This is a genomic window from Micromonospora sp. I033 (assembly GCF_053890995.1).
Window position 1 is genome coordinate 1 of record NZ_JBSSLX010000192.1, and the last position, 11,115, is coordinate 11,115.

9 protein-coding genes and 2 pseudogenes are annotated in these 11,115 nt (G+C 72.7%); 6 read left to right on the forward strand and 5 right to left on the reverse strand.

Annotated elements, in window-relative coordinates; translation table 11 throughout:
• The 4 genes and pseudogenes from ACW0Q9_RS24535 to ACW0Q9_RS24550 form a co-directional block, all read left to right on the forward strand.
• Positions 1–323 (forward strand): annotated as a pseudogene (locus tag ACW0Q9_RS24535) (amino acid dehydrogenase); the annotation flags it as partial.
• Between the two features lie 43 nt (positions 324–366).
• Positions 367–762: pseudogene (locus ACW0Q9_RS24540) on the forward strand (DUF2000 domain-containing protein); the annotation flags it as partial.
• A 138-nt stretch (positions 763–900) separates the two neighbouring features.
• Positions 901–1,350 carry a DinB family protein gene (locus ACW0Q9_RS24545; RefSeq protein ID WP_456185141.1) on the forward strand — a complete coding sequence of 150 codons (450 nt, stop codon included), beginning with the start codon at positions 901–903 and terminating at the stop codon, positions 1,348–1,350.
• Positions 1,351–1,452: 102 nt separating this feature from the next.
• Positions 1,453–1,644 (forward strand): hypothetical protein, encoded by a 192-nt coding sequence (locus ACW0Q9_RS24550; RefSeq protein ID WP_456185127.1) that lies wholly within the window; start codon positions 1,453–1,455, stop codon positions 1,642–1,644.
• A 56-nt stretch (positions 1,645–1,700) separates the two neighbouring features.
• On the opposite strand, the gene metH is transcribed toward ACW0Q9_RS24550, so the two are convergent.
• Positions 1,701–5,216 carry a methionine synthase gene (metH, locus tag ACW0Q9_RS24555; protein WP_456185129.1) on the reverse strand — a complete coding sequence of 1,172 codons (3,516 nt, stop codon included), beginning with the start codon at positions 5,214–5,216 and terminating at the stop codon, positions 1,701–1,703.
• 308 nt (positions 5,217–5,524) lie between these two features.
• Here metH and ACW0Q9_RS24560 point away from each other — a divergent pair, with 308 nt between their 5' ends.
• Together ACW0Q9_RS24560 and ACW0Q9_RS24565 are read left to right on the forward strand one after the other, a co-directional pair.
• The gene (locus ACW0Q9_RS24560) at positions 5,525–6,394 is read left to right on the forward strand and encodes a PAC2 family protein (RefSeq protein ID WP_456185131.1); all 870 of its coding nucleotides are present in this window, start codon (positions 5,525–5,527) and stop codon (positions 6,392–6,394) included.
• Between the two features lie 113 nt (positions 6,395–6,507).
• Positions 6,508–7,299 carry a GntR family transcriptional regulator gene (locus ACW0Q9_RS24565; protein WP_456185133.1) on the forward strand — a complete coding sequence of 264 codons (792 nt, stop codon included), beginning with the start codon at positions 6,508–6,510 and terminating at the stop codon, positions 7,297–7,299.
• Between the two features lie 114 nt (positions 7,300–7,413).
• Here the strand turns inward: ACW0Q9_RS24565 and mshC are convergent, their stop codons facing one another.
• The 4 genes from mshC to ACW0Q9_RS24585 form a co-directional block, all read right to left on the reverse strand.
• Positions 7,414–8,652 carry a cysteine--1-D-myo-inosityl 2-amino-2-deoxy-alpha-D-glucopyranoside ligase gene (mshC, locus tag ACW0Q9_RS24570; RefSeq protein WP_456185135.1) on the reverse strand — a complete coding sequence of 413 codons (1,239 nt, stop codon included), beginning with the start codon at positions 8,650–8,652 and terminating at the stop codon, positions 7,414–7,416.
• A gap of 67 nt (positions 8,653–8,719) precedes the next feature.
• Positions 8,720–9,538 carry an SCO1664 family protein gene (locus ACW0Q9_RS24575; RefSeq protein ID WP_456185137.1) on the reverse strand — a complete coding sequence of 273 codons (819 nt, stop codon included), beginning with the start codon at positions 9,536–9,538 and terminating at the stop codon, positions 8,720–8,722.
• The gene (locus tag ACW0Q9_RS24580; RefSeq protein ID WP_456185139.1) at positions 9,535–10,113 is read right to left on the reverse strand and encodes a DUF3090 domain-containing protein; all 579 of its coding nucleotides are present in this window, start codon (positions 10,111–10,113) and stop codon (positions 9,535–9,537) included. Before ACW0Q9_RS24580 ends, ACW0Q9_RS24575 begins: the two co-directional genes overlap by 4 nt.
• A gap of 112 nt (positions 10,114–10,225) precedes the next feature.
• Positions 10,226–10,939, reverse strand: a complete 714-nt coding sequence (locus tag ACW0Q9_RS24585) for a histidine phosphatase family protein (RefSeq protein WP_456185143.1) — start codon at positions 10,937–10,939, stop codon at positions 10,226–10,228.
• Positions 10,940–11,115: the final 176 nt, after the last annotated feature.

Consider the following 11,115-nt stretch of genomic DNA (forward strand, 5'->3'; position numbering starts at 1 on the left):
TCACCCCGCACACGGTGCCGAAACTGCGCTGCGCCGCGATCGCCGGACCGGCCAACAACCAACTCGACACCCCGGCCACCGCTGACCTGCTGCACCAGCGTGGCATCCTCTGGGCCCCGGACAGCATCGTGAGCGCCGGCGGCATCATCCACGCCACCGCCGTCGAACTACATCACGAGACCTCCACCCAGGCCACCGTCCGGGTCCACGGCATCGCCGACACCCTCGCCGACATCCTGCGCACCGCCCGCGCCACCGGCTCGACCCCGGCCGACGCCGCGCGCTCCCACGCCCGCCAACGCATCCGGAGTGCTCACCACTGACCAGAGCCACCACCACCCTCCGATCACCCTGGAGCACCCCCACATGACTCCGGCAACCAAGCTCGTGATTGTCATCCGTGCCGACCTGCCAGCCGCATGGGCGGCCAACGCCGCAGCAGTGCTCGCGTTGAGCCTCGGCGGCCGGCTGCCCCATCCCCCGGCGGCCGACGCCAAGGACGGATCCGGCGAGCTGCACGTGGGGCTGAACCCCCATCCGGTGCCCATCCTGAGCGCCACCGCCGACCAGCTCCGCGACCTGCACCGCGCGGCGCGCGCCGACGGGGATCTCATCACCGTGGGCTTCAACGAGGTCGCCCGACAGGCCCGAACGTACGACGACTACGTGACCGCGCTCGCCGCAACACCCGCGGCCGAGATCGACTACGTCGCCGTCGCGGCGTACGGCCCGCGCAACCGAATCACCGCCCTGACCAAGCGATTCGCCCTCTACGCCGCCGACGCGCCGGTCACCGCACAGCCGGACGCCACCCACAGGAGAGCCGGACTCTTCCCCACCGCCGATGACCGCCGGTTCAGCGCACCCGCCAACGGGAGTGAACGGCAACTGCTGCACGACATGCTGCGAGCCCAGCGCAATACGCTGAAGTTGAAGTGCTCAAACGTCGAGGACGACCTGGCTCGCCGAGCGGTGCCGCCATCGACGCTGTCGCTGCTGGGCTTGATCCGGCACCTCGCCGATGTGGAACGCCGTTGGTTCCGCCAGGTCCTGGCCGGGCAACACGCACCCCCACGTTTCTCATCACCGACGAACCCCGACGGGGACTTCGACGACGCCGTAACCGACCTGGCCGTCGTCGCCGCAGCCCGCCGATCCTGGCACGGCGAGGTCGCGTTCGCCGACGCGTTCATCGCCAAGGCTCGCGACCTGGACATCGAGGGCAATGACAGCTGGCGCGGCACCGTCTCGCTGCGCTGGGTCCTCATCCACATGATCGAGGAGTACGCCCGCCACAACGGACACGCCGACCTACTCCGCGAACGCATCGACGGAACCATCGGCATGTAGATCGTTCCGCCATGATCAACCGCGCTGTTCTCGGCAGAAGCGGATGCGCCAGCCTCGCCGCCCGCCCGCGTACACCGCGGGTAGCCAACCAGCCGCATCGGGGTGTCACGCCGCAAGCGTCCCGCCCCGGTTGCATCCAAGGCTCTCTCCGCGTACCTGGGGCACTCCGACCCCGGCTTCACCCTCCGGATCTACACGCACCTGCCGCAGACCAGCGAGGACCGCACCCGCCGCGCGATCGACCACGCCTTCGCCGACGATCCGCAGACGGCAGACGGCGTGGAAACGGCATGATCATGGCAATCGAGCCGTTCCGGGTGCTCCGCCGCAGGTCAGGGTACCTGCGATGATCACTTGGCGTTGAAGTAGTTGGCCTCGGGGTGGTGGACGACGATGGCGTCGGTGGCCTGCTCGGGGACGAGCTGGAACTCCTCCGAGAGCTGGACGTTGATCCGCTCGGCGCCGAGCAGCTCCACGATCTTCGCCCGGTCCTCCAGGTCGGGGCAGGCCGGGTAGCCGAACGCGTACCGGCAGCCCCGGTAGTCGGTGCGCAGCAGGCCGGCCAGGTCCGCCGGATCCTCGTCGGCGACCGTACGCCCACCCGGCAGGACCAGCTCCGAGCGGATCCGCCGGTGCCAGTACTCGGCCAGCGCCTCGGTGAGTTGCACCGACAGGCCGTGCACCTCCAGGTAGTCGCGGTACTCGTTGCCCGCGAACATCTTCGCGGTGTATTCGCTGATCGGCTGCCCGACGGTGACCAGCTGCAACGCCACCACGTCCAACTGCTCACCCTTCGGGCGGAAAAAGTCGGCCAGGCAGAGCCGGCGCTCCTGCCGCTGCCGCGGGAACGAGAACCGGGCCCGCTCGGCGTGCCCGTTCTCGTCCAGCACCACCAGGTCGTTGCCCTCCGAGTACGCCGGGAAGTAGCCGTACACCACAGCCGCCTCCAGCACCTGGTCGGCGATGAGCCGGTCCAGCCAGTAGCGCAGTCGCGGCCGCCCCTCGGTCTCCACCAGCTCCTCGTACGACGGGCCCTTGCCGCCCCGGGCGCCGCGCAGCCCCCACTGCCCCAGGAAGGTGGCCCGCTCGTCGAGCAGCGCCGCGTAGTCGGCCAGCGGCACGCCCTTGACCACCCGGGTGCCGAAGAACGGCGGCGTGGGCACCTCCACGTCGGCGGCCACGTCGGAGCGCACCGAGGCGTCGTCCAGCTCCGGCAGCGCCTCGCGGACCAGCGCCCGCTGCCGCTCGCGCCGCTCCCGGCGGGCCGCCAGGGCGGCCTCCCGCTCCGGGTCGACCACCGGCGCGCCGCCCCGCTTGGCGGCCATCACCCGGTCCATCAGGGACAGTCCCTCGAACGCGTCCCGGGCGTAGTGCACCTGCCCGGGGAACGCCGAGCGCAGGTCGTCCTCCACGTACGCCCGGGTGAGCGCCGCGCCGCCGAGCAGCACCGGCCAGCGCTCGGCGACCCCGCGCGCGGCCATCTCGGCCAGGTTCTCCTTCATGATGACCGTGCTCTTGACCAGCAGGCCGGACATGCCGATGGCGTCGGCCCGGTGCTCCTCGGCGGCGTCGAGGATCGCGTTGATCGGCTGCTTGATGCCGATGTTGACGACGTCGTAGCCGTTGTTGGACAGGATGATGTCCACCAGGTTCTTGCCGATGTCGTGCACGTCGCCCTTGACGGTGGCGAGCACGATCCGCCCCTTGCCGTCGTCGTCGGTCTTCTCCATGTGCGGCTCCAGGTAGGCCACCGCGGTCTTCATCACCTCGGCGGACTGGAGCACGAACGGCAGCTGCATCTGGCCGGAGCCGAACAGCTCACCGACCACCTTCATGCCGTCCAGCAGCAGGTCGTTGATGATGGACAGCGGCGTGCGCCCCTCGGCCATCGCGGTGTCCAGGTCGGCCTCCAGGCCGCTGCGCTCGCCGTCGATGATCCGCCGCTTGAGCCGCTCGTCCAGCGGCAGCGCGGCCAGCTCCTCGGCCCGGGTGGCCCGCGCCGAGGCGGCGTCGACCCCCTCGAACACCTCGATGAACCGCTGCACCGGGTCGTAGCCCTCGCGGCGCCGGTCGTAGACCAGGTCGAGCGCGATCTGGCGCTGCTCGTCGGGGATCTTCGACATCGGCAGGATCTTGCTGGCGTGCACGATCGCCGAGGTCAGGCCGGCCTGCGCGCACTCGTGCAGGAACACCGAGTTGAGCACCTGCCGGGCCGCCGGGTTCAGGCCGAAGGAGACGTTCGAGATGCCCAGCGTGAAGTTGACCCCCGGGTAGCGGGCGGTGATCTCCCGGATCGCCTCGATCGTCTCGATCCCGTCCCGGCGGGTCTCCTCCTGACCGGTGGCGATCGGGAAGGTCAACGCGTCGATGAGGATGTCCTCCCGGCGCAGCCCCCACCGGCCGGTCAGGTCGTCGATCAGCCGGCACGCCACGCGGACCTTCCAGTCCCGGGTGCGGGCCTGACCCTCCTCGTCGATGAGCAGCGCCACCACGGCCGCGCCGTGCTCCCGGACCACCGGCATCACCCGGGCGTAGCGGGACTCCGGGCCGTCACCGTCCTCGAAGTTGACCGAGTTGACCACGCAGCGGCCGCCGAGCATCTCCAGCCCCGCCTCGACCACCGCCGGCTCCGTGGAGTCCAGCATGATCGGCAGCGTGGAGGCGGTGGCGAACCGGCCGGCCAGCTCGCGCATGTCCTGCGTGCCGTCCCGGCCGACGTAGTCGACGCAGAGGTCCAGCAGGTGTGAGCCGTCCCGGGCCTGGCCGCGGGCGATCTCCACGCAGGCCTGCCAGTCGGCGGCGAGCATCGCCTCGCGGAACGCCTTGGAGCCGTTGGCGTTGGTCCGCTCCCCCACCATCAGGATGCTGGCGTCCTGGGCGAACGGCACGTGGTGGTAGATCGACGAGACGCCCGCCTCGGGGCGCGGCTCCCGGGCCACCGGCCGCCGCCCGCGCAGCCGCTCGACCAGCACCCGGATGTGCTCCGGGGTGGTGCCGCAGCAGCCGCCGACCAGGGCCACGCCGTAGTCGGTGACGAACTGCTCCAGCGCGTCGGCCAGCTCGACCGGGCTCAGCGGGAAGTACGCCCCGTCGGCGGTCAGCACGGGCAGGCCCGCGTTCGGCATCACCGAGACCGGGATGCGCGAGTGCTGGGACAGGTAGCGCAGGTGCTCGCCCATCTCCGCCGGGCCGGTCGAGCAGTTGAGGCCGATCAGGTCGACGCCGAGCGGCTCGATCGCGGTCAGCGCGGCGCCGATCTCGCTGCCCAGCAGCATGGTGCCGGTCGTCTCCACGGCCACCTGGCAGATGATCGGGACGTCCCGCCCCAGCTCCACACGGGCGCGCTTCGCGCCGACCACCGCGGCCTTGACCTGGAGCAGGTCCTGGCAGGTCTCGATGATCAGGGCGTCCGCCCCACCGGCGATCAGCCCGGCGGCGTTCTCCTGGTAGGCGTCCCGCAGCGTGGCGTACGCCGCGTGCCCGAGGGTGGGCAGCTTGGTGCCGGGGCCCATCGAGCCGAGCACGAACCGCGGCTGCTCCGGCGTCGCGTGCGCGTCGGCGGCCTCCCGGGCGAGCCGCGCGCCCGCCTCGGACAGCTCGCGGATCCGCTCCGCGATGCCGTACTCGGCGAGGTTGGGCAGGTTGGCGCCGAAGGTGTTGGTCTCCACGCAGTCCGCGCCGGCGGCCAGGTAGGCCTCGTGCACGCTCCGGACCACGTCCGGCCGGGTGACGTTGAGGATCTCGTTGCAACCCTCAAGGCCGTCGAAGTCGTCCAGGGTCAGGTCGGCCGCCTGGAGCATCGTCCCCATCGCCCCGTCGGCGATGAGGATCCGGTCCGCCAGCACATCGAGCAACGAAGTCCGCACACGGCCAGGTTAGTGCGGCCCGGCGTGGACGGGTTACCGCAACCTGCCCTTCCCACATACTGTCAGCGGGATCACCGCGTACCTTTCATCCGGTTGGCCCGAGTGGTCGGGCCGGGTGACCGGCGCGGCCGACGGGCCGCGCCCGGCGGCGGCACGTAGGCTGGCGGACGTGAAGGACATCAGCGACGCGACCGTGCGACGGTTCCAGGTCGCGGCGCGGCGTCAGACGCGCCGAGCCGGAAATGTCGTAGGCGGACGGCCGGGCGACCCCCGGGCGCCGCTCCCGACGAGCAGGGTGAGGTGACGGCGTGACCGAGTTCGACGGACTGCCGGTGCTGCGGTCCCCGGTCGCCATCGCGGCCTTCGAGGGGTGGAACGACGCCGCCGACGCGTCCACCGCCGCGGTGGAGCACCTGGAGCAGGTCTGGCAGGCGCGACAGGTGACGGAGCTGGACCCGGAGGACTTCTACGACTTCCAGGTGAGCCGGCCGACCATCACGATGGCCGAGGGCGAGACCCGTCGGGTCGAGTGGCCGACCACCCGGTTCATGGTGGCCAGCCCCGAGGGCACCGAGCGGGACGTGGTGCTGATCCGCGGCATCGAGCCGAGCATGCGGTGGCGCACCTTCTGCGAGCAGGTGCTGGAGATCTGCCACAGCCTGGAGGTCGAGCGGGTGGTGCTGCTCGGCGCGCTGCTGGCCGACGTGCCGTACACCCGGCCGCTGCCGATCAGCGGCAGCGCCTCGGACGCCGACGCCGCCAAGCGCTACCAGCTCACCCCCACCCGCTACGACGGGCCGACCGGCATCGTGGGGGTGCTGCACGACGCCTGCACCCGGGCCGAGGTCGACGCCGTGTCGTTCTGGGTCCACGTGCCGCACTACGCCAACAACCCGCCCTGCCCCAAGGCCACCCTGGCGCTGCTGCACCGGGTCGAGGAGGTGCTCGACCTGCCGGTGCCGATGGCCGACCTGGCCGAGGAGGCCGCCGAGTGGGAGCAGCGGGTACGCAGCGCCGCCGAGCAGGACGCCGAGCTGGGCGAGTACGTCCGTGAGCTGGAGGAGCGGGTCGGCGACGCCGGCATCACCCCGCTGACCGGCGACGAGATCGCCCAGGAGTTCGAGAAGTACCTGCGCCGCCGGGGCGGCTCCGCCGGCCCCACCGCCGGCTCCTGGTAGCCGCTCTTCCGTGAAGGCCGGGTCCCCGTGGACCCGGCCTTCCGCGTGTCCGGGGTGGCGAGGTCACCCCCGCTAGGGCATCCTAGGAACCTAGCTGTGATGAGGAGGCGGGCATGCAGATCAATCCCGGCGCGGCCGAGTTCCCGCACCGGCAGATCGCCGCGCAGCTCAAGGCCCAGGTCCGGCGCGGCGACTGGGGGCCCGGCGAGCGGCTGCCGTCCATCCCGGCCATCGCCGAGATGTTCGGCGTGGCGAAGCAGACCGTGCAGCGCGCCGTCGACCAGCTGCGGGTCGAGGGCATCCTGATCACCAAGCCCGGCTCCGGTACGTACGTCCGGGGCACCCGGCGCCGGCTCAACCGGCTCTCCCGTGGCCGGTACGGCGGCTTCCGCGGCTACCACACCGACCTGGCCGCCCGGTACCGCCAGCAGCTCGTCTCGGTCGGCCGCGCCCCCGCCCCGCCCGAGGTGGCCGACGCGTTCGGGGTGGCCGACGGCACCGAACTGCTCTGCCGGCGGCACCTGGTCCGCACCGACGACTCACCGGTCGAGGTGGGCGCCTCCTGGTTCCTGCCCGCCGACACCGCCGGCACCTCGCTGGAGCGGGCCGAGGCGTTCGGCCGCCCGCTCTACCAGGAGGCCGAGGAGGCCACCGGCCGCCGGTACCACACCGCGACCGACACGATCAGCGCCCGGCAGCCCAGCCGGGAGGAGGCGGAAATCCTCCAGATCCGGCCGGACACCCCGGTGCTGCACCTGCTGCACGTCGCCTACGACGCCCAGCGCAAGCCGATCGAGGTCGCCCACGCCACCTGGCCCGGCCCGATGACCACCCTCACCGAGGAGTACCGCATCCCCGCCCCGCAGGCAGACCCCGACCCCGACCCGGGCCTCGTCCTGGGCTAACCCCCGGGCCAGCCGATCATGGAGTTGTGGCGGTGGACGGAAGCCACCAACCGGGCAGAACGACCGCCACAAGTCCATGATCGCCCGGGGCGGGGGCAGAGCGCGGGCCGGCGGTCAGAGGCGGATGCCGAGGAGGGCGTCCACGGTGTCGGCGAAGAGCTTCGGGGCGTCGGCGTCGTCGGCCACGCCGGCGAGGGCCTGGTCGGCCCAGGCGTCGGCCACGGCCAGGGCGCCGGGGGTGTCGAGGTCCTCGGCGAGGCGGGCACGTACCCCGGCAAGCAGCTCCGCGCCGGACGGGCCGGCCGGCGCGGCGGCGGCCCGGCGCCAGCGGGCCAGCCGCTCCTGCGCCTCGACGAGCAGCTCGTCGGTCCATGAGCGGTCGCTGCGGTAGTGCCCGCTGAGCAGCGCCAGCCGCACCGCCATCGGGTCGACGTGGTCGGCCCGCAGCCGGGAGACGAAGACCAGGTTGCCCCGGGACTTCGACATCTTCTCCCCGTCCAGGCCGATCATGCCGGCGTGCACGTAGTGGTCGGCGAACGGGGCCTGGCCGGTCAGCCGCTCGGCGTGCGCCGCCGAGCACTCATGGTGCGGGAACAGCAGGTCGTTGCCGCCGCCCTGGACGGCGATCCGGTCGCCCAGCAGATTCAGCGCGATGACCGCACACTCGATGTGCCAACCGGGGCGGCCGGCGCCCAGCTCGCCACCCGGCCAGGACGGCTCACCCTCGCGGGCGCCGCGCCACAGCAGCGGGTCGAGCGGGTCCCGCTTGCCGGCCCGGTCCGGGTCACCGCCGCGCTCCGGGAAGATCTCCAGCATCTGCTCGCGGGACAGGTTCGACTCGTAGCCGAACTCCGGGGCGGCGGCGACGTCGAAGTAGACGTCGCCGGTGCCGTCGTCGAGCCGGTACGCCGCGCCGTCCTTGAGCAGCACGTGCACCTTGTCGGCGATGTCCGGGATCGACTCGACAGCGCCGACGTAGTGCGCCGGCGGGATGATCCGCAGCGCCTCCATGTCCTCGCGGAACAGGGCGGTCTCCCGCATGGCCAGGACCTTCCAGTCCTCGCCGTCGCGCTCCGCCCGCTCCAGCAGCGGGTCGTCGATGTCGGTGACGTTCTGCACGTACCGCACGGTCAGGCCGGCGTCCCGCCACATCCGCTGCACCAGGTCAAAGGTGATCATGGTGGCGGCGTGCCCGAGGTGGGTCGCGTCGTACGGGGTGATGCCGCAGACGTACATGGTGGCCGCGCCATCGGGCTGACTGGGGTGGAGGCCTTGCCGCGCCGAGTCGTACAACCTCAGTGGCGTGCCCTTGCCCGGCAGCCGTGGCACCTCGTGTCCCGCCCAAGACTCCATGATTGCCAGCCTAACGAGCCGTCAGGCGCTCAGGTGGCACGCCTCGGGTGATCAACGCGACAGCGACTCACATGGGCGGCCACGGCATGGCCGGCCACTCCTCCGGCGGCAGCGGGAACCGCCCGGTCTCCCGCAGCCGGTCCACCCGGGCCGCCACCTCGGCGACCTCCCTGATGGTGAGATGTTCGGCCAGCTCGTCGCCGAGCGCCCCGGTGAGCTGGCCGGCCAGCCCGTCGAGCATCGCCACCGCGTCCGGCGGGAGCTGCCGGCCGGCCCAGCCCCAGAGCACGGTGCGCAGCTTCTCCTCGACGTGGAAGCAGACCCCGTGGTCCACCCCGTAGATCCGGTCGTCCGGACCGACGAGCACGTGACCACCCTTGCGGTCGGCGTTGTTGATCACGGCGTCGAGGACGGCCAGCCGGGCCAGCCGCGGGTCGTCGGCGTGCGCCAGCGCGTACGCGGCCCCGTCGTCGTCGCGCGCCGCGGCGACCAGGAACCAGCGCGGCGGCACCGTCTCGGCGGGCACGAAGCCGACCAGCGGCTCGGCGTCCTCCGGCTCGTCGATCCAGAGCTGGCAGGAGCCGGGACCGAAGGGCCCGTCCCGCAGCACGGTCGGTGGCACCAGGTCCCAGCCGGTGGCCTGGGAGACCAGGTAGGCCGAGACCTCCCGGCCGGCGAGCGTCCCGTCCGGGAAGTCCCAGAGCGGGCGCTCACCGCGGACCGGCTTGTAGACGCAGTGCGCACTCGCCCCGTCGAGGGTGATGATGCCGCGCAGGGTGGCGTTGGAGGCGTCGACCAGCCGCCCCTCCAGGATGAGCTCACCGTCGCTGAGCAGCCGCAGCGCGGCGGCACCGTCCTGTCGGGGCTGAAGTTCGGACGAGGTCACCGGTGATAACCGTTGTGCCGGGGGCAGAGGTGACCGGCCGGGTCGAGCGGCTGGCCGCAGAGCGGGCAGGGCGGCCGGCCGGCGTTGACCACCCGGCGGGCCCGCTCGATGAACGCGCGGGTCGCCTCGGGGGTCAACCGGACCCGGAGCCGGTCGAGGTCGTCGTCCGGCTCGTCCGGGTCCTCGTCGGTGTCGTCGTCCGCGTCGCCCAGCTCGACCTCGACCTCGGCCTCACCGGCGGCGATCGCCTCGATCACCACGGTGGCGGTGTCCACGTCGAAGGCCAGGCCCAGGGTGCCGACCCGGAACTCCTCGTCGACCGGGGTGTCGAGCGGCTCGTTGTCGCCCGTCACCGGGGTCGCCTCCGGAAGCTCGACGCCGAACCGGCGCTGCGCCTCGGAGAGCAGCTCCTCCAGCTTCTCGGCGAGCAGGGACACCTGGACCTTCTCCAGCGCGACGCTGACCAGCCGGCCCCCGCCGCGCGCCTGAAGGAAGAACGTGCGCTCCCCCGGCGGGCCGACGGTTCCGGCGACGAACCGCTCCGGCGGCTCGAAGGCGTGCACCTGGTGGGTCATACCCACGACCCTATCCGGCGGGCGGAACCGTCGCGCAGCGCACCGACGCCGAATCCGCCCAGGGCGAAACGCCGGGGCCGACCGCGGCCGTTCCCGGGCGTGGCGGGGCCGCTCACCGCGCCGCCCCCGCGCCGCCGCCCACCGCCGCGTCCGACTCGGCCGCCCTGGTCGCCCGCCGGCGCCGCTTGCGCGGCGGCGGGACCAGCCCGGCCAGGTCGCCGCCGGTGTCGTTGAGCCGGACCAGGAAGGGCCGCAGCGGCGTGTAGCGGATCGCGGTCACCGACGCCGGGTCGGCCACGATCCGCTGGAACAGATCCAGGTGTACGCCGAGCGCGTCGGCCACGATCGCCTTGATCACGTCGCCGTGGCTGCACGCCAGCCAGAGCGCCTCGGGCCCGTGCTCGGCGCTGACCCGGGCGTCCCAGGCCCGCACCGCGGCGACCGCCCGCGCCGACATCGCCGCCATCGACTCGCCCTCGGGGAAGACGGCGGCGCTCGGATGCTGCTGCACCACCGGCCAGAGCGGCTCCTTCGCCAGCTTCTTGAGCGGCTGTCCCTCCCAGGCGCCGTAGCCGCACTCGATAAGCCCCTCCTCGACCACCGGCTCGGCGCCGGGCAGGGCCAGCTCCAGCGTCTGCCGGCAACGGATCAGCGGGCTGGTCACCACCGCCGCGAGGGGCAGCCCCTTGAGCCGCTCGCCGACCGCCGCGGCCTGGCCGCGCCCGGTCTCGTCCAGCTCGACCGGTTGCCGGCCGGCCAGGCCACCGTCGGCGTTCGCGGTGGTCCGGCCGTGTCGCAGAAGCAGAAGGGTCGCCACGCAGACCACCCTAGGCGCTCCGACCCCCTTGATCGACTGCACCACGGGAGGTGGCGGTATCCGGCGTGCCTGGATACCGCCACCTCGCCGGGGTGGCGGCTCTCGGGTCCAGGTGGGCGCGGCGGCTGGTGCCGTGCGGACAGCACGGAGGTGCGCGCGGGTCAGGCGTGACGGCGGACACGTCG